Source organism: Streptomyces sp. NPDC107559 (genome assembly GCF_055657365.1).
The window spans coordinates 150,386-174,793 of sequence record NZ_JBVKBD010000016.1 but is presented as its reverse complement, the minus strand read 5'-3'; the positions used below and the strand labels follow the sequence as shown (position 1 = coordinate 174,793).

Annotated in this window: 20 protein-coding genes and 2 pseudogenes; 12 read left to right on the top strand and 10 right to left on the bottom strand. The window is 70.6% G+C overall.

The window, feature by feature from the left end; translation table 11 throughout:
- The 7 genes from ACZ7OY_RS34695 to ACZ7OY_RS34665 form a co-directional block, all read right to left on the bottom strand.
- Positions 1 to 732, bottom strand: a 732-nt coding sequence (locus tag ACZ7OY_RS34695; protein WP_471915150.1) for an electron transfer flavoprotein subunit beta/FixA family protein, incomplete at its 3' end; no start/stop codon positions are given.
- 224 nt (positions 733 to 956) lie between these two features.
- Positions 957 to 1,640: a TetR/AcrR family transcriptional regulator gene (locus tag ACZ7OY_RS34690; RefSeq protein WP_471915149.1), complete on the bottom strand. Its 684-nt coding sequence runs from the start codon at positions 1,638 to 1,640 to the stop codon at positions 957 to 959.
- A gap of 251 nt (positions 1,641 to 1,891) precedes the next feature.
- A complete protein-coding gene (locus tag ACZ7OY_RS34685; RefSeq protein WP_471915148.1) occupies positions 1,892 to 2,866 on the bottom strand; it encodes an esterase/lipase family protein in 975 nt (324 codons plus the stop codon).
- A gap of 350 nt (positions 2,867 to 3,216) precedes the next feature.
- Complete coding sequence (locus ACZ7OY_RS34680; protein WP_471915147.1) at positions 3,217 to 4,461, bottom strand: PucR family transcriptional regulator; 1,245 nt, start codon at positions 4,459 to 4,461, stop codon at positions 3,217 to 3,219.
- 44 nt (positions 4,462 to 4,505) lie between these two features.
- Entirely contained in the window at positions 4,506 to 5,669 is a 1,164-nt protein-coding gene (locus ACZ7OY_RS34675; RefSeq protein WP_471915146.1) for a PucR family transcriptional regulator, read from the bottom strand.
- A gap of 216 nt (positions 5,670 to 5,885) precedes the next feature.
- Positions 5,886 to 6,866: an esterase/lipase family protein gene (locus ACZ7OY_RS34670; protein WP_471915145.1), complete on the bottom strand. Its 981-nt coding sequence runs from the start codon at positions 6,864 to 6,866 to the stop codon at positions 5,886 to 5,888.
- A gap of 155 nt (positions 6,867 to 7,021) precedes the next feature.
- Complete coding sequence (locus ACZ7OY_RS34665; RefSeq protein WP_471915144.1) at positions 7,022 to 8,080, bottom strand: porin PorA family protein; 1,059 nt, start codon at positions 8,078 to 8,080, stop codon at positions 7,022 to 7,024.
- 404 nt (positions 8,081 to 8,484) lie between these two features.
- Here ACZ7OY_RS34665 and ACZ7OY_RS34660 point away from each other — a divergent pair.
- The 8 genes and pseudogenes from ACZ7OY_RS34660 to ACZ7OY_RS34625 all read left to right on the top strand — a co-directional run.
- A pseudogene (locus tag ACZ7OY_RS34660) lies at positions 8,485 to 9,924 on the top strand (aldehyde dehydrogenase); the annotation flags it as partial.
- A gap of 42 nt (positions 9,925 to 9,966) precedes the next feature.
- Positions 9,967 to 11,046: a Zn-dependent alcohol dehydrogenase gene (locus ACZ7OY_RS34655; protein WP_471915158.1), complete on the top strand. Its 1,080-nt coding sequence runs from the start codon at positions 9,967 to 9,969 to the stop codon at positions 11,044 to 11,046.
- A 339-nt stretch (positions 11,047 to 11,385) separates the two neighbouring features.
- Positions 11,386 to 11,670 carry a hypothetical protein gene (locus ACZ7OY_RS34650; RefSeq protein WP_471915143.1) on the top strand — a complete coding sequence of 95 codons (285 nt, stop codon included), beginning with the start codon at positions 11,386 to 11,388 and terminating at the stop codon, positions 11,668 to 11,670.
- The gene (locus ACZ7OY_RS34645; RefSeq protein ID WP_471915142.1) at positions 11,667 to 13,355 is read left to right on the top strand and encodes a sodium/solute symporter; all 1,689 of its coding nucleotides are present in this window, start codon (positions 11,667 to 11,669) and stop codon (positions 13,353 to 13,355) included. Before ACZ7OY_RS34650 ends, ACZ7OY_RS34645 begins: the two co-directional genes overlap by 4 nt.
- Before the next feature lie 293 nt (positions 13,356 to 13,648).
- Positions 13,649 to 15,100: an aldehyde dehydrogenase gene (locus ACZ7OY_RS34640; protein ID WP_471915141.1), complete on the top strand. Its 1,452-nt coding sequence runs from the start codon at positions 13,649 to 13,651 to the stop codon at positions 15,098 to 15,100.
- 151 nt (positions 15,101 to 15,251) lie between these two features.
- Entirely contained in the window at positions 15,252 to 16,331 is a 1,080-nt protein-coding gene (locus ACZ7OY_RS34635; protein ID WP_471915140.1) for a Zn-dependent alcohol dehydrogenase, read from the top strand.
- A gap of 75 nt (positions 16,332 to 16,406) precedes the next feature.
- Positions 16,407 to 17,048 carry a TetR/AcrR family transcriptional regulator gene (locus ACZ7OY_RS34630; protein ID WP_471915139.1) on the top strand — a complete coding sequence of 214 codons (642 nt, stop codon included), beginning with the start codon at positions 16,407 to 16,409 and terminating at the stop codon, positions 17,046 to 17,048.
- A gap of 265 nt (positions 17,049 to 17,313) precedes the next feature.
- A pseudogene (locus ACZ7OY_RS34625) lies at positions 17,314 to 17,637 on the top strand (response regulator transcription factor); the annotation flags it as partial.
- Between the two features lie 155 nt (positions 17,638 to 17,792).
- On the opposite strand, the gene ACZ7OY_RS34620 reads toward ACZ7OY_RS34625, so the two are convergent.
- Positions 17,793 to 19,685 carry an alkyl/aryl-sulfatase gene (locus ACZ7OY_RS34620; RefSeq protein WP_471915138.1) on the bottom strand — a complete coding sequence of 631 codons (1,893 nt, stop codon included), beginning with the start codon at positions 19,683 to 19,685 and terminating at the stop codon, positions 17,793 to 17,795.
- A gap of 112 nt (positions 19,686 to 19,797) precedes the next feature.
- On the opposite strand from ACZ7OY_RS34620, the gene ACZ7OY_RS34615 reads away from it, so the two are divergent.
- Entirely contained in the window at positions 19,798 to 20,067 is a 270-nt protein-coding gene (locus ACZ7OY_RS34615) for a hypothetical protein (protein WP_471915137.1), read from the top strand.
- Between the two features lie 32 nt (positions 20,068 to 20,099).
- On the top strand, positions 20,100 to 20,270 hold the full coding sequence (locus tag ACZ7OY_RS34610) for a hypothetical protein (RefSeq protein ID WP_471915136.1): 171 nt from the start codon (positions 20,100 to 20,102) through the stop codon (positions 20,268 to 20,270).
- A gap of 9 nt (positions 20,271 to 20,279) precedes the next feature.
- Here the strand turns inward: ACZ7OY_RS34610 and ACZ7OY_RS34605 are convergent, their stop codons facing one another.
- Positions 20,280 to 20,684, bottom strand: a complete 405-nt coding sequence (locus ACZ7OY_RS34605) for a recombinase family protein (protein ID WP_471915135.1) — start codon at positions 20,682 to 20,684, stop codon at positions 20,280 to 20,282.
- Positions 20,639 to 21,268, bottom strand: coding sequence for a TetR/AcrR family transcriptional regulator (locus tag ACZ7OY_RS34600; RefSeq protein ID WP_471915134.1), 630 nt, complete (start codon positions 21,266 to 21,268; stop codon positions 20,639 to 20,641). Before ACZ7OY_RS34600 ends, ACZ7OY_RS34605 begins: the two co-directional genes overlap by 46 nt.
- Positions 21,269 to 21,601: 333 nt before the next feature.
- On the opposite strand from ACZ7OY_RS34600, the gene ACZ7OY_RS34595 reads away from it, so the two are divergent.
- Positions 21,602 to 22,738 carry an FAD-dependent oxidoreductase gene (locus ACZ7OY_RS34595; protein WP_471915133.1) on the top strand — a complete coding sequence of 379 codons (1,137 nt, stop codon included), beginning with the start codon at positions 21,602 to 21,604 and terminating at the stop codon, positions 22,736 to 22,738.
- 201 nt (positions 22,739 to 22,939) lie between these two features.
- Positions 22,940 to 24,403, top strand: coding sequence for an aldehyde dehydrogenase (locus ACZ7OY_RS34590; RefSeq protein WP_471915132.1), 1,464 nt, complete (start codon positions 22,940 to 22,942; stop codon positions 24,401 to 24,403).
- The last annotated feature ends 5 nt before the right edge of the window (positions 24,404 to 24,408 follow it).

Sequence of the window (24,408 nt, the reverse complement as noted above, 5' to 3'; positions counted from 1 at the left end):
GTCCTTGACGATGGTGCCCGCGGTGCGCGCCGGGCGCGCCGCCGCGGAGTCGACGGCCGTCCAGGCGCCCTCGAGGCCGACCTCGTCCGCCTCGAGGTCCAGGTCGGACAGGTCCCAGGACTGAACCGGCTTCTTCTTGGCGGCCATGATGCCCTTGAAGGACGGGTAACGCGCCTCGCCCGACTGGTCGGTGACCGACACGACGGCCGGCAGGGAGGCCTCCAGCTGCTCGGACGCGGCATCGCCGTCGCGGCGGCCCTTGACCGTGCCGTCCTCGACCGACACCTCGGACAGCAGGGTGACCTGCGGAACGCCCAGACGCTCGGCCAGCAGCGCCGGGACCACACCCGCGGTGCCGTCGGTGGAGGCCATGCCGGAGATCACCAGGTCGAAACCGGCCTTCTCGACGGCCTTGGCCAGCACCAGGGAGGTACCGATGACGTCCGTGCCGTGCAGGTCGTCGTCCTCGACGTGGATGGCCTTGTCGGCACCCATCGACAGCGCCTTGCGCAGCGCGTCCTTGGCGTCCTCGGGACCCACCGTCAGGACGGTGATCTCCACGTCGTCGTCCGAGTTCTCGGAGATCTGCAGCGCCTGCTCGACCGCGTACTCGTCGAGCTCGGAGAGCAGACCGTCCACGTCGTCCCGGTCCACGGTCAGGTCATCGGCGAAGTGCCGGTCGCCAGTGGCGTCGGGCACGTACTTCACAGTGACAACGATCCTCAAGCTCACAGAACGCCCCTCGGCAGTGGTTCGGCACGCGTGCAGTCGGCACAGCATCTCCGTACCGGAAAGGCATCGGTTGATTTCACCCTTGCGGTACTCAGTACCTCATTGTGCACACCGAGTGCCATTGAGTGGTCGTGCGATCTGTCACATGAACGTTCGATCAGTGCGCCGTGGAGCAGCGGTCGGGAGGCGACCCACCACTGACGCCGCCCCTTCGAACAGGGCTGTCATACGCCCGTGCGGCCCTCCACGATGCGCCGCAGCGACGGGAGGAGAGCGTCCATGTCCTGGCCGGTCCTGAAAGCGATGACGGTGGTACCGGGGCCTGCCTCCGGTATGGCGCCAGGGCCCGGAAAGAGGGCCAGCACCTCTCGCATCGCCTCGTCCATTTCCGCGACCGGACCGGAGGACTCCCCCCTGAGCCATCGGCGCAGTACGTGATTGTGAGCCGCGACCACCGCCGCGGCCATCAGTTCGGCCGAGAGCGACGCCGACTCGGTCGAATCCCCTCTCCGGTCGGCGATGAATTCCCGGAAAAGGCGCTGGTACCGGGCCACACTGGCGATCTCCCGGTCTCTCAGCGCCGCCACCTTGCTCGTAAGGGCATATCGGCGCCTGGCCAGATCACCCTCGTCCAAGTAGTGCAGCAGTACGAGCCGAACCGCGTCCGAGACCGCGCCCAGAGCCGTGTGGCGGCTCGATGTCCTCAGCCGGTCCCTGATCAGTTCCAGGAGGCGGTCGTGGTCGGGGAAGATGACATCTTCCTTGGACCGGTAATGCCGGAAGAACGTCGTACGCCCGAGGCCCGCTCGCCCCACGATGTCGTCTATGGTCGTCTGCTCGTATCCGCGCTCGTCGAAGAGGGCGAACGCGGCGTCTGCCAGTCGGGCTCTTGCGGGTGGCTTGCTCATGACCGGTCATCCTTCCCGGTCAGACCGCGGAGATGCCACTTGCCCAGCGGAACGAGCGTCGCCCTCCTGTCGATCAGTTGGGTCCCCGCCTGTTCACCATCGCGGCCGCCGGCCCCGCACAGGACGCGCCGGCCGAAAAGTCGGCGACACCGACCCCTGTGGACACGGGCCTCACCTCTCTTCATACGCGAGACGACGGCCGACAAGCCGGCTCGGGGCGCCGCGTGCCCGGCGGCGCCCCCTCGTCTCCCTCAGCCGGCGGTGGCGTAGTCCGGCAGGGCGGGTTCAGCGGAGACAGGTGGCGCCGTCAGGTACTCCAGGCCGAGGTGGGCGACAGTGCCCAGCAGAGCGACGGACGCGATCATGTCGGCGTCGTCGTACGCGACCTTCAGGCAGTCGATGCGACTGACGCGGCGTGGATCGGCCGGGCCGGAATGGTCGAGGGCGTCGGTCACCAGGGCGAACCCGACCGCGTCCCAGAGCAGTCCGGCGTGACCGGTGACCCTCAGCGGGCAGACGTCCTGAAGCCAGCTGGTGGTGATCCCGGGCATCCGCGCGGTGGACGGCTGGGGAACCGCCAGCTCGTCCTGGAGCGTGGCAATGGATGTGTACGACGGACCGGCGGGCAGCGGCGCCCGACGCAGTGCGGCGATGGCCGCCGAGCCCTGCCGCATCTGCCAGGCTATGCCGGAACAAGAGCCCAGGGCGCAGCGGAGGTTGGCCTGCAGAGTGCCGTCGAGCGGAGCACCCAGGCCGATCACGTCGTCCAGGTCGGCGGCGATGTCCGGCCAGAAGCGGGCGGCCCACAGAGGGTAGAGCGCGCCCTGGCTGTGGCCGACGGTGGAGATCGGGCGGCCGCTGGTGGCACGCATGACGCGGATGGCGCGGACCACGTACTGAGCGGACTGCTGGAGGGGGACGCCCGCCCGCTCGGGCAGGGTCACCGTGCACACCGGGTGTCCTTGGGCGGCCAGCGCGCGCTGGTAACCCCAGCTCCAGGATTCCTGCGGGGTGGAGCTGGTGCCGTGGACCAACAGCACGGGGGTGTCGGCCGGATGCGCCAGGTCGGCGGAGCAGGACAGCGCCGCGTCCAGGGTGGCGACCGGTGTGGTCAGCGCGGGCCCGGGCGGGACGGTGGTCTCGGCTCGGGCGGCGGGAGCGGCGGTCACAGTGGCGATCAGCACCAGGCCGAGAGACCAGAGCGCGGCGGATGCGCGAGCCCGCATGTCTCCCGCCGCCCTTCTCATCGCTCTCCTGGCGGTTGTGAACATGGTGGAACTCATGGGGCGACTCCGTGGGGAGGGCGACGCGTCCGGTGCGCCGCCGCTGCCTGTCATGGCAGCACGGCGTCAACCTGCTGTTAACAGGCACGAGTTGGAACGGGAGGGACGGCACAATGCGGGCCTGGAGCCGCTGTGGCGCCACACACGTTCAGGTCGGGCAGCCCGTCGACCACTCAAGGTTTCCCGGGAGGGCCGGCCCATTCCGAGGCGGTGGCAGCGGGCAGGTGCCCTGTCGTGTCCGACGACGGAACTGACCGATTGCGTGCCACGGCCGACGGGGGCCCGGATGGTGGTCAGTCCGTGACCGGGAATGCCGGCGAATCGACCAACGCCTGTACAGAAAGGGCGAGTTCGACCATCTCCCCGGGTACGCCGAGCCTGCGGCCCGTCAGTTGCTCGAGGCGCCGCAGCCGGTTGAGAACGGTGTTGCGGTGACAGCCCAGGCGTTCTGCGGCCGGTCGTGTGGAGCCGTCGTTGTCCAGCCAGGCGATGAGGGTGTGCAGGAGCTGGTCTCGCTCCTCGACGGGCAGGACCAGGACCGGGGCGAGGATCCTGCCGCCGAGGACCCCGGCCAGCTCCGCGTCGGCGGCGACCATGGCCGCGATCGGCGCGTCCTCCCAGAGCACCACCGGACGGCCGGGCGCGGCGGCGGCACGGGCGGCCCGCGCCAGCCGGGCAGCCTTCGGCAGCTCGGCCAGGCCGCCGACGACCGGGCCGATACCCGCGTACGGGGCGGCCCGGCCGTCGCTCGTTGCGGCCCCGGCAACACTGTCGGAGTCCGCGGCCAAGGCCTGTCGAACGGCATCCGCCAGCACTTCCAGCGGCTGGTCGCGCAGCCACGCCACCAGCACCTCACCGTCCGGCAGCGCGGTGGCGAGCACCCGGCCGGTGAACTCCGGCAGCTCGCCCAGGCGGCGTCCCGTGACGGCGACGGCGTAGCGGCCCTGGCCCGGCACCCCCAGCAGGGCCGCGGCTCCGCCGCGCACCAGGCCGTCCGCCGGACGCTCCAGCATGGTGGCGAGAAGGGCCCGGCCGCGGGCGACCGGATCGACGGCGGCGGGACCGAGGATCTGCCGGTAGGTGTCCACCACCACGGCGGCGTTCCGCTCCCGTGCCTCGCGCATCCGCTCGGTGACGTGCAGCAGCAGATGAGCCTCGGTGGGCTGCAGTTCGGCGGCGGTGTCGATCAGCCGCTCCCACAGCAGGGCCCCGACGGTGGCCAGTGCCTGGAGCATGGCGTCCAACGGGACACCCTGTCGGGCACGCTGCGCGGCGATCCGGTGGACGGGCCCGGCGGCGTGGTCGGCGTCCGACCCGTCGGCGAGCCGGTCCAGGGAGGCGGCGACGGCGGCGCCGAGGGTGGCGTGCAGGTCACCCGGTCCGGAGAGGTAGCCGGGCACACCGCCTTCCAGTGCGCGCAGCCTGTCGGCCAGTTCGGTAGTGAGCGCGTCGTGGGCGGGCGCCAGATGGCGGGCGGCTTCGGCGAGCAGCGCATCGGCGCGTTCGGGGTCGCCGGGGACAACCGGTGCTCCGGGCACTGGTGCGGTCTTCGGCGCCCCTCTGTCTGCCGAGGAAATGTCGCTCACCGCTGCCCCGACAGTTGACAGGCGTTCAGCGCGAGGGTCAGTTCGATGAGGTCGCGGGGCCGGAAGACGGAGCGGCCGGTGAGCTGTTCCAGGCGGTTGAGCCGCTTCAGGACGGTGTTGCGGTGGCAGTAGAGCATGGTGGCGGCGCGCTCCATGGAGCCGTCCGCGGTGAGCCAGGCGTCCAGCGTGCCGAGCAGGGTCGTCCTGTCCGCGGGCGCCGCCCGCAGCACCCCGCCCAGTGTCCCGTCGGCGAGCTCCCGAGCCAGGTCCGGCCGGCCGGCGGCAACAGCAGCGGCGAACCGGCAGTCCAGCAGGGCCACTTCGCTGTCCCCTAGGCAGGTGCGCAGCGCGCGTTCGGCCAACCGCCGCGCCTTGGGGAGGTCGGCCACGCCCTCGACGGGTGGGCTCACCCCGGCGCGCGTGCCGGGTGGGGCTGTCAGCGTCGCGGCGAACGCGGTGGTACTCATCGTCCCGGTCCCGGCGATCAACAGCCCGTCCCATGGGCGCGGCAGCCTGATCACGGGCACGGTGGCCGTGCAGCGGACGGCGTCGCGGCCGCGTGCCGCCACCACGGTCAGGCCACCCTGCCGGGACAGACCGAGGATGTCGGCCGCGGCGTACGCGTTGCCCACGGGGAGCTTGCCGTCCAGGTAGCGGCCGAGGGTTTCCCCGGCTCGACTCCCGTCGGCGCCTTCGAGGCTTCGGCTCCTGACGGCCTGACGGTAGGCATCGGCGATCATACGACTGTCGCGGTCGAAGAGGTCCCAGACGCTGGTCGCGGCGCGGGCCATCAGTGTGGCCCGCGCCGCGTCGTGGGCCTCGGCGGCGGCGACCAGGGACTGCCAGAACAGCTCGGTGCCGGTCTTGTAATTACGCAGCACGCAGTCCAGCGGTACGCCCTGCCGGGCACGGTGGGTACCGAGTCGGTAGAGCAGCTCGGCGGAGTCGCTGCCTGCGGCTTCAGGGTCGGCGAGGCCGGTCAGGGCGGCTGCGAGGATGTCGCGGATCACCTGGTCGATGTCTGTGGGCGCGTGTACGGGGTCGCCGTACAGCGGTTCGCTCTCCCGGATGACGCGGGCCATCCGGATGGCCAGAGGGCCCAGCTGCTCTTGGACTCGCAGCGCCGCAGCGCTCAGCAGTTCGTCGGATGCCCTTTCCACGTGGACACTCCTTTTTGCAGTGCGGTGCGGTTGTTCCTGTGAGGACCCGGTGTCGCTCTCCGATGAACATAAATCGAACGCTCGATCAAATCGGACGTCCTTGTTGTACCCGAAGCAGCCGCCCGCCGGGAAGACGCGTGCCAAGGTTCGGACAACACACCGGAAGGGCCGGCCGCCCGTCCGGGCAGCCGACCCCGAAAGTGCGCGCAGTGCCGACTACCCCGTGAAGGCCACCGGGAGGCACGGCACGGACACCGGGTGCGCCGGGTCCAGAGCATTCAGTACCAGGGCCAACGAACGGCGGCCGAACAGCAGCTGGACGTGTCCGGACAGGTCGGCCGGGCAGCCGTCCTGGAGCGTGACATTGGTGACATCGGGGCCGGACAGGAACGCGCTGGTGTACGGGGTCACCAGCTCGTCGTGTCGGCTCGCGATGGCGACGTACCGGACACCGGGCTGCGTGTCACCGCCCGCGTTCAGGTTCGCCAACCAGTCCGAGCCAGTCAGGAACTGGGTGCACGACTGGCAGGCGATGCCGACCAGTTTGTTGCTGTACCCGATCGTCCCGAGGTACTGCTCCAGGCTGACCACCCCGCTCACCGAGGTGCCGTGGTCGGGCCCGGCCAGTCCCACCATCGTGCCCGTCTTGGCGGCCCCTCCGAGGTACTTGAGGTAGTAGCGGGGCATGGTGGCACCCTGGGAGTGACCCACCAGATCCACCTTGGCGGCACCGGTGGAGGAGCGCACCTTGTCGACGAAGGACGACAGCACGACGGCACTGTCCTCCATGGGGGCCAGGCCCTTCACGGGATCGCCGGCCGGGGCGCCGTAGTTGAAGGTGTAGACGCAGTAGCCCGCGTTCCGCAGGAGCGGGGCGAGGGAGTCCCAGGCGTACCGCATGTTCTCGAAAGTGCCGTGGACCAGCACCACCGGGCGGGGATGGGCGTCGGAGGGCGTACAGGACCAGTCGTTGGCTCCGGGCGGCGCGTTCTCCGGGGCGGCCAGACTGGGGGCCAGACCGGTCACCTCGGAGTACGGCACGGGCAGCGGGAGCGCCGACGCGGGCGTGGCCATGGCCATCCCGGTGAACGCTGCCAGCGCGGTAGCCACCGCGGAGAGCGCCGTGAGGCGGCGCGGCCGTAGTCTGCGGGACGGAAGGACCGCACGGGATCTGCGGGCCATGCGGGATGTGCGCATCGCGGCTCCTATGGGGAAGGTCCCCCGGTGGGGTGGGGGTCGTGCGAGGTGATGTGCGGTGCGGGCCGTCCCTCATGACAGGGACGGGTGGCCGGGTCCTGCCGCACCTGGCAGCGGCGCGGTGCGGCAGAACCCGGGATCTTGGGTGGGGGCAGTCAGGAGCGGGTCGTCTCGGCGGGCTCGTCCGGGGTGACGGCCCCTTCGGCACCGGCGGCCCCTGCGCCGCCGTCCTGCCGCTTCCGGCCCAGCAGCGCCGCCCAGAGCGCCAGCCCGAGTGCGAGCAGCAGCGCCCCGGCAGGGGCGACGGTGCCGATCAGCAGCCGCCCCCGGTCAGCGGTCTTCGCCCTGTCCACGGCCTCGGCGGTGGACTTCTTGGTCAGTTCCATCCGGAGGTCGGTCACCGGCAGCACGTCCACCGGCCCCGCGGCACCCGCGGCCTGTCCGACCACTCTCTGGTGGACCCTCTGCCCGAGGACCACTCCGGTCCCGGTGTCCACCCATGCCGTCGCGGTGCCGGTCGCCCTGTAGGTGAGCGGCACTGTGGTGCCCGCCGACTTGAGCGTCTCGGCGAGCTGCCCCTGGGCGTCCGCCGGGAGAGTCCTGGCCAGCCCGCCGACCAGCGCGGTGGGCAGCGCCGGGGGCAGGGCGCCGACGGTCGCGGCATTGGGCGCGGCCGAGGACTCGATCAGGAACTTGTAGGCGGTGCGCCCGGCGAAGGACACCGTGCCCTGGTAACGGGCCTCGACGGAGGTGCCGGTGAGGGTGTCCCAGAACTGGTAGTTCCTGGCCTTGGGGTGCACCGGGAAGCCGGCGACCAGGCCCTGGTGGTCCTCGGCCTTCCAGCCGTCCGGACCCTTGGCGTCACCAAGATTCTCGCGGTCCACGGCCCAGATGTGGGTGCCGTCGGTCAGCTTGGTGCCGCCGGCGGCCGTGACCACGGTGTGGTCCTGCATCCGCGCTGTACCCCCCTCGACGGCGGTCACCTCGACGGTGCGGGTGGCGGTGATCGGCACATCGCGGTCGACGACGTGGGCGATGTCCCCGGTGGACAGCGCCTTCTTGTCCAGGACGGCCGCGGTGCCGGTGTAGTGGACGGCCGACTTCAGGTCCGAGGGGACCTGGTCGACGGCGGGGAGCACCGCGAATCGGCCGACTCCGGCGGCGGCGGCCAGCACGACCGCTCCGGCGGCACAGGCGACAACGGACTTCTTCATGGCACTCCTACGGGAAGGAACACGTGGCACGGGGCGACTCGCCGCACCACGACGCGCGAACGAGAACAGGAACGGAACGTGGGGGGCGTGGGGGAGGCAGCAGATGCGGCGGCGCAGTGACGCCGGGGGCTCCGCCGGAGCTCGTGGCCCGGGGTGACGCGAAGCACAGCAGCACCTCGCACCGGCCGTCCAGATCTGTCGCCGCTCGGTGGGTGGCGGCACAACGCGGGGCTCCGCCGCTGTGGGCGCACACGGGATTGCCTCGCCGAGGATGGGCTTCCCCGGCTCCGCGGGTCAGGCTGCCGGTGCGGGCGGCACGCCCGCGAGAACCATCGCCGCGTCGCCGGACGAACGTCACGCGGAGCGCGGCCGCACACGCGCCGCGCTCTAGGGAAGAGGACCTGATGGCCACTGCAGTCGAATACGACCGCCTCTACATCGGAGGCCGCTGGGTCGAGCCCCATGGCACCGACACCATCACCGTTGTGTCGCCGCACACCGAGGAGGTGATCGGCCGCGTGCCGCACGCCTCCACCGAGGATGTGGACGCCGCGGTGGCCGCCGCCCGGGAGGCGTTCGACCACGGCCCCTGGCCCCTGACACCGATGGCCGAGCGGCTGGAGGTCATCACCCGGATCAAGGACGGCCTCACGGCCCGTGCCCCGAAGCTCGCCGCGCTGATCTCGTCGCAGAACGGCTCCCCGATCACCTGGGCCGTGCCCGGTCAGGTGATGAGCGCGGTGGCCACCTACGCCACCACCGTCGGTGTCGCGCGCGAGCTGGTGTTCGAGGAGCCCCGGCACGGCATGGGCGGGCCGGTCCTGGTCCGTCAGGAGCCGGTGGGCGTGGTGGCGGCCGTGGTGCCGTGGAACGTCCCGCAGTTCGTCACCGCCACCAAGCTGGCCCCGGCGCTGGCGGCCGGTTGCACCGTCGTGCTCAAGGCCTCGCCGGAGACGCCGCTGGACGCGTACGTCTTGGCCGAGGTCGCCGAGCAGGCCGGACTCCCGGCGGGTGTGCTCAACGTTCTGGCCGCCGACCGTGACGTCTCCTCGTACCTGGTCGGTCATCCGGGCATCGACAAGGTGGCCTTCACCGGCTCGGTCAGCGCCGGCAAGAAGGTGATGGAGTCGGCCGCGGCCAACCTCCACCGGATCACCCTGGAGCTGGGCGGGAAGTCCGCCGCGATCATCCTGGAGGACGCCGACCTCGCCCAGGTCGTACCGGCGATCATGGCCGGTTCGTACATGAACAACGGCCAGGCCTGCATCGCGCTGACCCGGATCCTGGTCCCCGCCTCCCGCTACGACGAGATCGCCGCCGCCCTGACCAAGGCGGTCGCCTCGCTCCGGGTGGGAGATCCCCTGGACCCGGCCACCCAGGTCGGCCCTCTGGTCGCCCGGCGCCAGCAGCAGCGCAGCCTGGACTACATCAGGATCGCCCGCGAGGAAGGCGCGACCCTGCTCACGGGCGGCGGCGTCCCCGCTTCGCAGGACCGCGGCTGGTACGTCGAGCCCACCCTCCTCGGCGATGTCGACAACTCCATGCGGATCGCCCGTGAGGAGGTCTTCGGCCCGGTTGTCTGCCTGATCAGGTACGAGAGCGAGGAGGAGGCCGTACGGATCGCCAACGATTCCGACTTCGGTCTCTCCGGAGCCGTCTGGGCCGGTGACCTCGAGCACGGCCTCGCGATCGCCCGGCGGATCCGCACCGGCACCATCAGCGTCAACACCCTCCGGGTCGACTTCCTCGGCCCGTTCGGCGGCTTCAAGAACTCCGGCATCGGCCGCGAGTTCGGGCTGGAGGGCCTGATGGCCTACCTGGAGCCCAAGACCGTCTACCTCCCCCAGACCGCCAAGCTCCCCGCGACGACCCCTCGAAGGAAGACCGTGCGCGCAGCCATCCTGCAGCAGACCGGCGACGACACCCTCGACATCCGGGACGACGTCACCACACCGGCGGTGACGTCGGGCAAGGTCCGGATCCGGATCCGCGCCGCGAGCCTGTGCCACTCCGATGTCTCCGGGATGAACGGCACGCTGGGCCTGCCCACACCCTTCGTCCCCGGCCACGAGGGCGCGGGCGAGATCCTGGAGGTCGGCGAGGGCGTCACCCACGTCAAGCCCGGCGACCGCGTCGTGGTCTGCTGGATGCCCCCGTGCGGAAGGTGTCCGTCCTGCGCGCGCGGCGAGGGCAACCTCTGCCCCAGCGGCATGGCCAACCTCACCACCCCCAACTTCGGCGCCGCCGGGAGTCCGGTCTTCGGGTTCATGGGCACCGGCACCTTCGCCGAGGAGATCGTCGTCCCCGCCAACGTCGCCGTCGCCATCCCCGACGACGTGCCGTACGAGGTGGCCGCGCTGATCGGCTGCGGTGTCACCACCGGCGTCGGCGCGGTGCTCAACACCGCGAAGGTGGAACCGGGTTCGAAGGTCGCCGTGATCGGCTGCGGGGGCGTCGGGATCAGCGCGGTCCAGGGCGCGAAGGTCGCCGGCGCCTCGGTGATCGTCGCCGTCGATCCGGTGGAGGGACGTCGGCAGTGGGCGCTGGACCTGGGCGCCACGCACGCCGTCGCCCCCGAGGGCCTTTCCGCGCTCAGCGCCGAACTCACCGGCGGCGAAGGCTTCGACCACGTCTTCGAGGTGGTCGGCAAGCCGGCGACGCTGCGCTCGGCCTACGACCACACCCGGCGCGGCGGCACGGTTTGCCTGGTGGGCGTGGGCGCCAAGACCGACTTCCCCCAGATCAACATGAGCGAACTCGTCCTGCACGAGAAGAAGATCGTGCCGTCCTTCTACGGCGGCGCGGACGTCCTCAAGAGCTTCGAGCGAATCATCGAGCTGTGGCGGTCCGGGGAGATCGACCTGGAGAAGATGATCACCCATCGGGTTCCGCTGGGCGAGGCCGACGAGGCGGTCCGCCAGATGCACAGCGGCGAGGCCCTGCGTACCGTCCTCACCATGGACTGACACAGCGTCACCATTGCCAGGCGCCCTGGCGCGGGAACCCTTCCGGCTCCCGCGCCAGGGCGCTTTTGCTCGTCAACAGAGCAGCACCTGGCCGAATATGACGCAACATCAGAACGAGATTCACGAACCACGGCGAGTAAACACGCACAACCGCGGGGCAACCGCCTGTGCCGGCACAGCCTCTCCGAGGGAAGACGTCGACACTGCGGTCGAATGCCGACAGGGTCGAGGTGGCATCGCCCCACAGCGACTCCCGAAGTGCCGACGGCACGCCGGCGGGCGCGTGCCCCTTCCCGCGCATTCGGCGCACCCCCTGTCACGGAACAAAGGAACACTGTCGTGCGGCCACCGCCCTACACCCCTGCCCACGTCCCGGCTCCCGACTCCGGGCCCGCCCGCACGGACCGGGCCCGTTGGACCGCCCTCGCGGTGGGCGGCTCCGCTCCCCTGCTGCTGACGGCCCTGGAGCTGGGACCCGGCGCAACACTCGGCGCAGACCTCGGCGGCGGGTTCACCCTCGGAATGCTCCTGCTGGCCCTCCAGACGGTGCTCGCGGTGGCCACGGCCTTCGCCTTCGACCGGTGGTGCGCCCGCTCCCACGACGACGCGGAGGCGGAACTGTGATCACCGCCGTCCTCGCCACCGCCGCCCGTGACCAGCCGACAGCGCTGGGATTCTCCCTCAAGACCCTGGTCGTCATCGCGTTCATCGTGGTGGTCGACATCGTGATCCTGCTCAGCCTGATGGCAGCCGGACAGCGTGACGACCCCGAGGAGTTCTACACCGCCGGCCGCCGCCTGGGCCGGATCGGCGGCGCCTTCGCACTGGCAGGCGACTACGTCTCGGCAGCCACTCTCCTCAGTGCCACCGGCCTGGTCACCCTCTACGGCTACGACGGACTCACAGTGGCGGCCGGCGCGGTCGTGGGCCTGGGACTGCTCGCCCTGCTCGCCCAGCCGCTGCGCCGGGCCGGACACTTCACCATCGGCGACATCCTCGCCTCCGGAGTGCCCGGCAGCGCCCCTCGCATCGCGGCAGGCGTGGCGACCCTTGCCGTCTCGCTGCCCTACCTGGTGCTCCAGCTCTCCGGAGTCGGCAGTGCCACGGCCCAGCTGATCGGCCTGGCCTCGAACGGGTCCCAGCAGGCATGCACGGTCTTCCTCGGCCTGCTGATGATCCTCTTCACTGTCGTGGGCGGGATGTACAGCGCCAGCCGGCTTCAGGTGATCAAGGCGGCAGTGGTGTTCGTGGTGGTCGCCGGCACCGCGCTGGTGACCCTGAGCCGGTTCGACTGGGACCCAGGGGCCCTCGTCCACGCCGCCGCGGAGAACAGCACCGACCCGGACCACTTCTATCAGCCGGGGATGTACCTGGGCCGGGACTTCGCCGGACGACTCGACCTGATCAGCCTCCAGCTCTCCGTCGCACTGGGCGCGGCCAGCCTTCCTCACCTGACGATGCGGTTCGCCTCCGCGCCCGACGGTCCCACCGCACGCCGCAGCGCCACTCTCGCACTGGGCGGGGTCGCCGTCTTCGTCCTGGCCTCGATCGTCCTCGGGTTGGGCGGCACGGCGCTGCTCGGCTCGGCCACGGTCGCCGAGGCCGACCCCAGCGGCAACAGCGCGCTGATGATGCTCACCAGCGGACTCGGCGTCACGCTCGGCCCCGCCGTCGCGTCCCTTGTGTTCGTGGTGATGGCGCTGGCGGTCTTCCTCACCGTACTGGCGGTGGTCTCCGCGATCACTCTGGCCTGCGGGGCCGCGCTGGCGCACGACATCCGCGCCCAGCTCGCCCGGCGACGCGACCGAGAGGCGGGCGACGAGATCACCGCGGCCCGCTGGGCCATGGTGACCGTCGGGACGCTGGGTATCCTCTGCGCGCTGGGGGCGCAGGGGTCCAACGTCCAGTTCATCGCGGGGCTGGCACTCTGCGCGGCAGCCTCGTCCGTACTGCCCGCACAGATCTACAGCCTCTTCTGGACGCGCTACAACCGCACGGGGCTGCTGTTCACCCTCTACGGCGGGCTGGCGGTGGCATTCCTGCTGCAACTCTTTTCCCCGACCGTGTCCGGCACGCCCCAGGCGCTCTTCCCGCACCAGGACTTCGCGTTCGTGCCGCTGCACTTCCCAGGCCTGATCGCCATACCGGCAGGATTCCTGCTGGGCTGGCTGGGCACCTGGGCGGGGCCGCCGAAGCCCCTGCCGGAAGCCGACGTGCCGACGCGCCCTGAGCCCCGTGGGTCCCGGAGCCGGCACCGGACCGAAGTCGCGGCGACAGGCCGAGGACGGCGGCACCGCTGGACCGAATGAAATCCCTGCCACCGCGTACGCCTGCGCCGGGCACTCTCCTTCGGGTTCGGCCGAACGCGCACGGGTGCGGCCGGCCCGGGCGTACGCGGCAGCACGCCCGGACCTGCCGCCCGTTGCGCGGCGCGCCCGGAACCTCCGGCCTTCACGGCACCCCGAGAGCCGCAACAAAAACAGTCAGGTCTGACTCTTAACCCTTCCGCACTAAACAGTCAGCACTGTATGTTTAGTGGCGGCCGGCACGGACGTCGGCGCAGTCGACGCCCCGCTGCGGGGCGAAACAGCAAGGAGCAGCCATGCCCGCGGACGTGCCGGAGTACCGCACACTCTTCATCGGTGGCCGCTGGGTCGAGCCCTCCGGCACGGACGTGATCGAGGTGGTCTCACCCCACGACGGCGCTCTCGTCGGCCGGGTCCCGCACGCGACCCGCGAGGACGTGGACCGCGCGATCACCAGCGCCCGTGCCGCGTTCGACGACGGCCCATGGCCTCGGATGACCATGGAAGAGCGCCTGACGGTCCTGGACCGGATGCAGAAACTCATGGCGGCCCGCGCGCAGGAGTTCGCGGCCCTCATCTCCCGCCAGAACGGCTCCCCCATCGGCTGGAGCGTCACCAACCAGGTCCTCGGAGCCGTCGGACACTTCGCCGTCACCGCCCGGGCCGCCGCCGCCCTTCCCATGGAGGAGCAGCGCCAGGGCATGCGTTCCCCGCTGGTGGTACGCCGCGAACCCGTAGGTGTCGTCGCGGCCGTCGTCCCGTGGAACGTGCCCCAGTTCACCGCGGCCTCCAAGCTCGCCCCCGCGCTGGCCGCCGGCTGCACCGTGGTCCTCAAGCCGTCGCCGGAGACACCTCTGGACGCGTACCTCCTCGCGGAGATCGCCGCCGAGGCAGGCTTGCCCGAGGGTGTGCTGTCGGTGCTGCCCGCCGACCGTGAGGTGAGCGCGTACCTCGTCGCCCACCCCGGCGTCGACAAGGTCGCGTTCACCGGATCCGTCGCCGCCGGCAAGCGCGTGATGGAGGCAGCCGCCCGCAACCTCACCCGCGTCACCCTCGAACTCGGCGGTAAATCTGCCCTGATCGTGCTCCCGGACGCCGACGCCGACATCGTCGTCCGTACGGTCCTGACCGGCTCGTTCCTCAACAACGGCCAGGCATGTGTGGCCCTGACCCGCGTTCTGCTGCCGCGTGCCCGGTATGAAGAACTGGCCGTCCGCCTGACCGAGGCGGTGGCCGCCCTCAAGGTCGGCGACCCGCTGGACCCCACCACCGAGGTCGGCCCGCTCGTCACCAAGCGCCAGCAGGCACGCAACCTCGACTACATCCGCATCGGCGTCGAAGAGGGAGCGACCCTGCTGACCGGCGGCGGGGTGCCGCAGGGCCTGGAGGCCGGCGCCTACGTCCAGCCCACCCTCCTCGGTGACGTCACCAACGACATGCGCGTCGCCCGCGAAGAGATCTTCGGCCCCGTCGTCTGCCTCATGCCGTACGACGACGAGGACGAGGCCGTACGCATCGCCGACGACTCCGACTACGGCCTCTCCGGCGCGGTCGTCACCGCCGACACCGACCACGGCCTGGAGATCGCCCGCCGCATTCGCACCGGCACCTTCACCGTCAACGGCTTCTCCATCGACCTGACCGCGCCCTTCGGCGGCTTCAAGAACTCCGGAATCGGCCGCGAGTTCGGTACCGCGGGCCTGACGGCCTATCTGGAACAGAAGGCGATCGCGCTGCCCGCGACCTGAGCGGTCCACCCCGCGTTCCGGCCTCGCTCAGCCCAAGAGGCCGGAATCCAGGGCCCCGGTCGGGCGATCTTCCCCCGGACCCCCCGACCGGGGCCCACTCCCCCACCCTCATCACCCACTGGTGGCAGCGCTGCCACCCTGAGGAGTCACCATGCTCGCCGCCCTCATCACCACGCCCGGCCAGGAGAAGCTGGAGATCCGCGACGACGTCGAGGCCACCGGCTTCGGCCCCGGCAAGGTCCGCGTCGCCATCAAGGCCACCGGCCTGTGCCACTCCGACCTCTCCGGCATGTCCGGCAGGATCCCCGGCCCCGCCCCGCTCGTCCTCGGCCACGAGGGCGCAGGCGAGGTCCTGGAGGTCGGCGACGGCGTCACCCACGTCCGGCCCGGCGACCGGGTCATCGTCAACTGGCGCCCGGCCTGCGGCCGTTGCCCGCACTGCCGCATCGGCGAGTCCAACCTGTGCGACAGCGGCTCCCAGGCCATGCGCACACCGGGGTTCACCTCCCAGGGCACGGACCTGTACCGCTTCATGGGCGCCGGCACCTTCGCCGAGGAGGTCGTCCTCGACGCAGGATTCGCCGCACCGCTGCCCCACGATGTCTCGTACGAGGCCGCCGCTCTCATCGGCTGCGGTGTCACCACCGGAATCGGTGCAGCGATCAACTCCAGCGGCGTCAAGCCGGGGGAGAACGTGGCCGTCATCGGATGCGGCGGTGTCGGGATCAGCGCCGTGATGGGCGCGAAGGCCGCGGGCGCCGCGCAGATCGTCGCCGTCGACCCGGTGGCCCGCCGCCGGGACTGGGCTCGCGACTTCGGCGCCACCACCGCCGTCGCCCCCGACGAACTGGCCGACGCCGTGGCCGACCTCACCGGCGGCCTCGGCTTCGACCACGTCATCGAGGCCGTCGGGCGGCCCGGCACCGTGCGCTCCGCGTACGAGGCCGCCCGTCGCGGAGGGACCGTGTGCCTCGTCGGAGTCGGCGGCTTCGAGGACATGCTGCCGGTCAATCTCCTCGAACTCTTCGCCGGCGCCAAGCGCATCGTCCCCTCCGTGTACGGCGGCGACGACGTGACCCGCACCTACGACCGCATCATCGGCCTGCTGCGCGCGGGCCGGATCGATCTCGAAGCCCTCGTCACCCACCGCCTGCCTCTGTCCCAGGTGAACGACGCCCTCGACCTGATGCGCAGCGGTGAGGCCCTGCGCGTCATGCTCACCAGCGACTGAGTTCCGCCTGCGCGGGTGGCTGCCTCCCTGCGCCGCGCACAGCAGCCACCCGCCACCGACCCGTAGACTTTCCGCATGTCACAGCCCTCCCGCCCGACTCGTACCCGGCGCGTTCAGCAACGCGCCCTGAACACCCGGGAGCTGCTGCTCGACACCACGGTCGACGTTTTGGTCGACCAGGGCTACGCGGGTTTCTCCACGAACGCCGTCGGAGAGGCCGCTGGCGTCACCCGGGGCCGGCTCGTCCACCACTTCCCGACCAAGCTCGCGCTCATCGAGGCCACCCTCGACCACCTCGTCGAGCTCTACCGGTCACGGGTCCCCCTGCATCTGCGGCTCATCACCGAGGGGCCGGCCGAGGGCCGTCTGGTTCGGGCACTCGACACCTTGTGGAGCCTGAAGCGGACTCGTGAGTACCAGGCCTGTCTGGAACTCATGGCGGGAGTCCGGGGCGACCCGGACATACGGCGCACCCTGCGCGCGTTCGAGCGCAACCTGGACACGGCGCTGTCCGACGCGGTCCACCAGCTTGCCGGCACGCGCGCCGAGCAGCCCGGCTTCGAGCCGAGCCTGACCACCACCATCCACGCCATGCGCGGTCTCCTGCTCACCGCCCGGGCGCTCGGCCTGAGCGACGGGGAACTGGAAGCCGAATGGTCCGCCATGCGCGGCCGCCTCGTCCTGCTCTTCACCGAGTTCGATCCCGAGGGGATCTGACGCAACCTGTCAGGGCCCGGACGAGGGGGATCGCTGCGGCGGCGACGTGTGCAAGAGAGCCGTAGTTCCTGCGCCGGCGGCAACCGTGGCAACCGTCGTCACCACCGCGAGCAGCAATGCCGTGACTGGTGCGCTCAGGGATGACAGTTTCCTCCCACTGGGTATGGCCGACCATGGCGGCAGGGCTGCTGTGACAAGTCTGCGTTCCCCATAGAGGCCCAGGAGCATGCTGGATTCCAGGAGTTCACCCAGACGAAGCAGTACGGTGCGCGTCGCCGCGCGCGGCGACGCGCTCATCACTCCTTCGGTCACCCGTCGGCTCATCGCCGAGTTCGCCGACCGCCCGGACAACACTCGCGAACCCGACCAGCGCCTCGACGCCCTGACCAGCCGCGAACGTGAGGTCATGCGACTGATCGCAGCCGGCCGCACCGACGACGAAATCGCCACGCAACTGGTGGTCTCCCCGCTGACCGCGAAGACCCACGTCAGCCGCATCATGGCCAGACTCGGTGCCCGCGACAGATCCCAAGTCGTGGTCATGGCCTACGAGTACCGCATGGTCAGCCCCGGCCGGCTCACGGACTGAACCCACGCCTGCCGCAGGTCCATCGCTCGTCGCGTTGGGCTGTGGGTTCTCATCCGATCACGTGGACGCAGGAAGGCGGCGTGACCCCATGTGTGTCAGGGACTTGGCGCTTCTGCCACTCCCTACAGTTGCTTCGCCGGCCTCGGCGCAGGGACTCACGGTGTGACGATGGGGAAGTCCTGGTCCCCGGGATCCAGCAGGGCGGTGAGGCGGCCGAGCACGGACGCATCCCCCTCGACCCTTACGCCCGCCCGCTCCAGCGCCTCCGGGGTCAGTCCGGTGCCGACCAGTTGCGACATGGCGGGGACCGTGGTGGTGAGGCTGACGTCGGCGGCGGTCCGCTGGGGTGCCGCGCTGTAGCTCAGCACGCCGTTGGTCAAGCGGAGCCGGTAGCACGTACCGACGTCGGTGAGGTGGACGTCGACGGTGAGCTTCTCGTCCCAGGCCCTGGGGCCGTCGATCTGGATGGCGATGGCGTCGAACAGCATCGTCGGTGTGAGGTGGGCGATGATGTCCGGCGCCGCGGTGACCGTGGGAGTGCCGAACCGGCCCTCGCGCAGCTCGGTCGCGCCGGAGAGGTAGAAGTTGCGCCAGGTGCCGTTCTCGGCACCGTATCCGAGCTGCTCGAACGTATCGGCCAGCAGGTCGCGGCCCGCCGCGTGGTCGGGATGGGCGAAGACGAGGTGACTCAGTACCTCCGCCGCCCAGCGGAAGTCGCCCGCATCGAAGGAGGCGCGCGCCTTCTCCACCACGGCGTCGGCGCCGCCCATGAACTCCACGTAGCGCTTGCCTGCCTCGACCGGGGGATGCTGCCACAGCCGGGCCGGGTTGCCGTCGAACCAGCCCATGTAGCGCTGGTAGATCGCCTTGAGGTTGTGGCTGACGGAACCGTAGTACCCGCGGGTGTTCCAGGCGTTCTCCAGCGCCGGCGGAAGCGGCAGGTGCTCGGCGATCTCGGTTCCGGTCCAGCCCTTGTTGAGCAGGCGCAGGCACTGGTCGTGCAGGTAGCCGTACAGGTCGCGCTGAGTCTCCAGGAAGTGGACGACGCGCTCCTGCCCCCAGGTGGGCCAGTGGTGGGAGGCGAAGACGACCTCCGTCGCCTCGCCGAACAGGTCGATCGTCTCGGTCAGCGCGCGCGACCAGGCCCGCGGGTCACGGACCACCGCGCCGCGCAGGGTCAACAGGTTGTGCAGGGTGTGAGTGGCGTCCTCGGCCGCGCACAGCGCCCTGAAATCGGGGAAGTGGATGAGGATTTCGGCAGGTGCCTCGGTGTTCGGGGCCATCTGGAAGACCATCCGGACCCCGTCGACGGTCTCCTCCTGGCCCGTCGTGGTGATGGTCACGGTCGGCGGGATCAGGGTGACCGTGCCCGTCGAGGTCGTCTGCCCGAGTCCGGCACCGACCTGCCCCTGCGGGCCGCGGGCAAGCGCGGCGCCGTACATGTAGGCGGCGCGCCGACCCATCGCCGTGCCGGCGTACACGTTCTCGGCGACGGCGTGCTCGGTGAAGTCCTGCGGCGCGATCACGGGAACACGCCCGGAATCCACATCCTCCTGCGTGGTGACGCCCTTGACACCACCGAAGTGGTCGACGTGCGAGTGCGTGTAGACGACGCCGACGACGGGCTGATCGCCACGGTGTTCGCGGTACAGCGCCAGCGCCGCCGCGGCGGTCTCCGTCGAGATCAGCGGATCGATGACGATCACGCCGGTGGCGCCCTCGACGAAGGTGATGTTCGACAGATCGAGCCCGCGGACCTGGTAGATCCCCTCAACGACCTCGAACAGCCCTTGCTGCGTCACCAGTTGAGACTGACGCCAGAGACTCGGGTTCACCGTGTCGAGGGCATCGCCCCCGAGGAAGGCATAGGTGTCGTCGTCCCAGACGACCCGGCCATCCTCTGCGGTAACGGCACTCGGTGCGCGCCGGGCGATCAGCCCGCGCGCAGCGTCCTCGAAATCCTGCGTATCGGAGAACATGAGGCGCTGCCTGAGCTCCGCCTGCTGCTGGACGATACCCGGCTGAGCTTCCTTCGATGGAGAGGCCATACCGGAATTTACGCATGATGAGGTGACATGGCCGGGCAGCGACTCGGATCACCGGTCTGCTTCACACGTCAGCGGATCCTCGTGGACGTGGCGATGAAGAAACCGACGGTCCGTGAGCCCCGTCATCCGAGCTGGTGTGCGCTGCCGGAGTGAACCGCCCCGGCTCTGGTCGGGACTCCAGATATCAGGTCGACCGCTCCGTCGCCGAGGTCACCACCCCGACGACGCGGCTCATCCTCGCCCTCGCGGGGTCCACGCCGCCCGGGTCGCCCAGATCGCCAACTTCATGCTCGCGGACGTCGATCTCGGCGACCGACGGCTGACCATCGCGGGACGCGCCCGCCCCCTTGACGACCTCACCTTGAAGCTGTTGCTGGACTGACCGAACTGCAGGACCATGCCGCCCTCGGGCGCATGGGCGAGATCCGTGCGACCGATGTCGTCACCAGCGCTTCCCATGCACTCGTCGCCGGCCTCGACAGTCCCGCCCTGCAGATGTTGGCCGCGTGTACACACGCGGAGGCGGATCACGACGTCCCAGATCTCCTCCCCTCAGCGCTCGACGAACTGGGCCTCACCTTCTAGTGACCTGAGTCAGAGATCCGCGGCCGGCCTGCCGCGGGCGCGAGCTGAGGCCAGGCCCTCGCGGGTACCGGAGACGTACAGCTCGCGGATGAACTCCGCCAGGGCGGCGAAGACGTGGAAGACCAGGCGCCCGCCGGTGGTGGTGTCCAGGCGCTCGTGCAGCGAGGTGAAGCCGATCGCCCCGCTCCGCAGCTCGCCGACCATGTTCACCAGGTCCTTGAGCGAGCGGCCGTAGCGGTCGAGCACGGGGACCACCAGGGTGTCGCCGGGCTGGAGAAAGGCGTGGCACGCCTTCGGCTCTGGCCGCAGGTCGTCCTTGCCGTCCGTCCGATGGCCCCCTCTGGCGTCGGCCCGGTCTCGGCCGCGCGTCAGGAGTGGCCGGGGTCGAGGTGTCCGGCCGCGGTGGCGTTCCATCCGTGTTCGAGGAGATCGAAGGCGGCGTCGACGGCTTGTTCGGGGTTCTCGGATCGGTGGGCGAAGGCGGAGGCCTCCAGGGCGAAGCGGGCCAGGGCGGCGCTGCGTGGGTCGCCCGGTGCGGCGCCGGCGTCGTGGGTGATGGCGCTGGTGAGGGCGTCCTGGTGGCGCATCCACATGCGGTGGGCGTAGTCGCTGAGGGCGGGGGTGTTGGCCACCAGGGTGAAGAAGTCGGCGTAGCGGGGGTCGGAGTCGGCTCCACGCAGGCGGACGCGCTTGACGTGTGCGCACAGCGCCTGGGGGACGCTCGTGCCAGGGGCGCGGTCGCGGACGGCGGCGACGAGTGCGGCTTCCTGGTGGGCGTCCTCGTCGAAGACGAGGGCCTCCTTGCTGGGGAAGTGCTTGAGGAGCGTGGTGGTGGAGACGTCGGCCGCCTCGGCGATCTCGTGCAGGGTCACCGCGTCGTAGCCGCGGGCGAGGAAGAGGTTCAGGGCGGCGTCGGCGAGCGCCTGGCGGGTGGCGGCCTTCTTGCGTTCGCGCCGTCCCGCCGGAGCCGGCGTCGAGGTCGGGCCAGGGGTTGTCATGCCGCCATCGTACATAAAGATGCCTGACTCAAAAAGTTGCACCGTTGCACTTTTTTGCTGGTTGTGTTTTTCTGGAACGGCGGGAGTGCGAATCGCCGCCCCGTCCCTCCTTCCTCGTCCCATCCCTCCCTGTCCGAGAGGACTGGATCAGCCATGTCCCATGCCGCCCCACCCTCCGCCCCGCCCGCGGTACCCGAGCACGTGCACCGGGTGCCGCCGGGCGTGAAGCGCCCCGAAAACGCCCCCGCCGGCGCGGCCCACTGACACCACCCCGCACGCCAGGACCATTTCCGCGCCGGCCACTCAGCGCCGCACGACGAACGGAGTACCACCGTGAACACCACTCCCGCGCCCCGCATCGCGATCATCGGCGCCGGCCCCGGCGGCCTGACCTGCGCCCGCATCCTCCAGCGCCACAAGATTCCCGTCACCGTCTACGACGGCGAAGCGGGCCCCGACGTGCGCAACCAGGGCGGAACCCTTGACCTGCACGAGGACAACGGCCAGATCGCCCTGCGCGAAGCCGGGCTGCTGGAGCAGTTCTTCCGCCTGTCCCGCCCCGAAGGGCAGGAGATGCGCCAGATGGACCCGGGCGGCGCGATCCTCTTCCACCACACCCCCGAGGAGGGCGAACTCTTCAAGCCGGAGATCGACCGCGGCGACCTGCGCGACCTCCTCCTCGACTCCCTCACCCCCGGCACCGTCCGCTGGGGCCACTCCCTCACGTCCGTCGACGGCGCCGAGCAGGGTCCCCGCCTGCTGCGCTTCGCCGACGGCACCACCGTCGAGGCCGACCTCGTCGTCGGCGCCGACGGCGCCTGGTCGAAGGTGCGACGAGCCATCTCTCCGGCCGTCCCTGAATACAGCGGGGTGAGCTTCCTCGAAGCCTGGTTCCACGACGTCGACAACCGGCACCCCGAGATCGCCGAACTCGTCGGCCGGGGCAGCGCCGCCGCGGCCGACGGCGAGCGTGGCCTGTTCGCCCAGCGCAACAGCGGCGACCACATCCGCGTCTACATCATCCAGCGCGTCCCCGCCGACTGGATCACCGCAAGCGGCCTGACCATCCAGGACACCGACGGCATCCGCGCACTCCTGTTGGAGCGCTACCGCGACTGGTCGCCCCGCCTGCGCCGACTCCTCACGGACAACGACGGCCTCTACGTGGACCGCCCGATCAACGCCCTTCCGGTGCCCCACACGTGGCAGCACAACCCCACCGTCACCCTGCTCGGCGACGCCGCCCACCTCATGCCCCCGCTCGGCGTCGGCGTCAACCTCGCCATGCTCGACGCCTGCGAACTCGCCCTTGCCATCACCAACAGCAACAGCATCGACGACGCCATCGACTCCTACGAAAAAATCATGCTGCCCCGCTCCCACAAGATGCAGGAACTCCTTGAACACGGCGCCGAGGAACTCCTGTCCACCGAACTGCCCGACTTCGCCACCAACGACAACAGCCACTGACTCCTGCGCCAAGGGGCGTCACCCCGGGCCGCAACAGCAGCCACCGCACACTCGAACCCCAGGCCCGCTACGGCTTCGACGGGCAAACCATCGGACGCGGCCCTTCCGACCCTGTTGCGCAACGGCATGCCGGACATCGATCATTAATTGGGCATCCCATATGCGTGATATGCGAAAATTTGCGAAGAGAGCCGATGTCATATGACCAGCGGGATCGTTGAGCACCGAAAGCTGCTGGTGGGTGGGGAGTGGAGGGCGCCGCATGCGAGCGGCCTGATCCACGTCTACTCCGCCAACACCGAGAGGGAGATCGGCTCGGTTCCCGACTCCGACCGGGCCGATGTCGACGCGGCTGTCACCGCGGCGCGCGCCGCATTCGACGACCCGCGGGGGTGGGCCCACTGGGCGCCAGGCGCGCGGGCCGACGCGATGCTCAGGTTCGCCCGTGCCGTCGACGACCGGGCCGAGGCCATCGCCCCGCTGGTGAGCGACCAGATGGGCATGCCGCTCTTCCTGTCGAACTCCGCCGACTCCCGCCGTCCAGGGCATCTGCTCCGCTACTACGCCGGACTGATCTCGGCCGGTCCCGATGGCGTGGGCGAGGAGATCCGCGAGGGTGCCGCCGGTAGCCGGACGTTGGTGCGCCGGGTCCCGCTCGGTGTGGTGGCCGCCGTGGTGCCATGGAACTTCCCCAACACGATGGCGGCTCTCAAGTACGCGCCCGCGCTGGCCGCCGGCTGCACCGTCGTCCTCAAACCCTCCCCCGAGACCGCCCTTGACGCCGTCCTGGTCGGCGAGGCTGCGCTGGAGGCCGGCCTGCCCGCCGGGGTGATCAACATCATGCCGGGCGGGCGTGATACCGGTGCGTACCTGGTGGGGCATCTGGGGGTGGACAAGGTTGCCTTCACCGGCTCCACGGCGGCGGGCCGACGGATCGGCGAGGTCTGCGGTCGGCTGCTGCGCCCGGTCACGCTGGAGCTCGGCGGCAAGTCCGCGGCCGTGGTGCTCGGCGACGCGAACCTCGACCTGGGCGCGGTCGGGGCGCAGCTCGCGCCCACCCTGTTCGCCAACAACGGCCAGACGTGCTTCCTCACCAGCCGTGTGTTGGCGCCACGCGGCCGGTACGAGGAGGTCGTGGACACCGTCGCCACCCTGGCACGGTCCCTGACGGTGGGTAACTCCCTCGACCCGGCCACCCAGGTGGGCCCCCTGGTGAGCGCGCGGCAGCGCGACCGCGTGGAGGGCTACATCGCCAAGGGCAGGGCGCAGGGCGCGCGTATCGTGGTCGGCGGAGGCCGTCCCGCCGGGCAGCGGACCGGCTGGTTCGTCGAACCGACCGTCTTCGCCGACGTGGACAACTCCCACACGATCGCCCGCGAGGAGATCTTCGGCCCGGTCGTAACGGTCACCGCATACGAGGACGACGACGACGCCGTACGCATCGCCAACGACTCGGAATACGGCCTGGCCGCCACGATCTGGACGAGCGACCACGACCGCGGTGTCGGCCTGGCCCGGCGCATCGTGACGGGCAGCGTCGGCATCAACCACTACGCGCCGGACCTGGAATCCCCCACGACGATGATCAAGTCGAGCGGGATCGGTCTGAAGTTCGGCCCCGAGGCGCTGCTGTCGTACCAGCGCTACCAGTCCGTCTACCTATGACACAC

What these genes read in the sequence shown, in the direction of transcription:
- ACZ7OY_RS34640 (WP_471915141.1), top strand. Translation starts at nt 13,649, where the DNA reads ATGCCCGCGGACGTGCCGGAGTACCGCACACTCTTCATCGGTGGCCGC.
- ACZ7OY_RS34620 (WP_471915138.1), bottom strand. Translation starts at nt 19,685, where the DNA reads ATGGCCTCTCCATCGAAGGAAGCTCAGCCGGGTATCGTCCAGCAGCAG.
- ACZ7OY_RS34670 (WP_471915145.1), bottom strand. Translation starts at nt 6,866, where the DNA reads ATGCGCACATCCCGCATGGCCCGCAGATCCCGTGCGGTCCTTCCGTCC.
- ACZ7OY_RS34690 (WP_471915149.1), bottom strand. Translation starts at nt 1,640, where the DNA reads ATGAGCAAGCCACCCGCAAGAGCCCGACTGGCAGACGCCGCGTTCGCC.
- ACZ7OY_RS34665 (WP_471915144.1), bottom strand. Translation starts at nt 8,080, where the DNA reads ATGAAGAAGTCCGTTGTCGCCTGTGCCGCCGGAGCGGTCGTGCTGGCC.
- ACZ7OY_RS34635 (WP_471915140.1), top strand. Translation starts at nt 15,252, where the DNA reads ATGCTCGCCGCCCTCATCACCACGCCCGGCCAGGAGAAGCTGGAGATC.
- ACZ7OY_RS34590 (WP_471915132.1), top strand. Translation starts at nt 22,940, where the DNA reads ATGACCAGCGGGATCGTTGAGCACCGAAAGCTGCTGGTGGGTGGGGAG.
- ACZ7OY_RS34685 (WP_471915148.1), bottom strand. Translation starts at nt 2,866, where the DNA reads ATGCGGGCTCGCGCATCCGCCGCGCTCTGGTCTCTCGGCCTGGTGCTG.
- ACZ7OY_RS34600 (WP_471915134.1), bottom strand. Translation starts at nt 21,268, where the DNA reads ATGACAACCCCTGGCCCGACCTCGACGCCGGCTCCGGCGGGACGGCGC.
- ACZ7OY_RS34630 (WP_471915139.1), top strand. Translation starts at nt 16,407, where the DNA reads ATGTCACAGCCCTCCCGCCCGACTCGTACCCGGCGCGTTCAGCAACGC.
- ACZ7OY_RS34610 (WP_471915136.1), top strand. Translation starts at nt 20,100, where the DNA reads ATGGGCGAGATCCGTGCGACCGATGTCGTCACCAGCGCTTCCCATGCA.
- ACZ7OY_RS34605 (WP_471915135.1), bottom strand. Translation starts at nt 20,684, where the DNA reads ATGGAACGCCACCGCGGCCGGACACCTCGACCCCGGCCACTCCTGACG.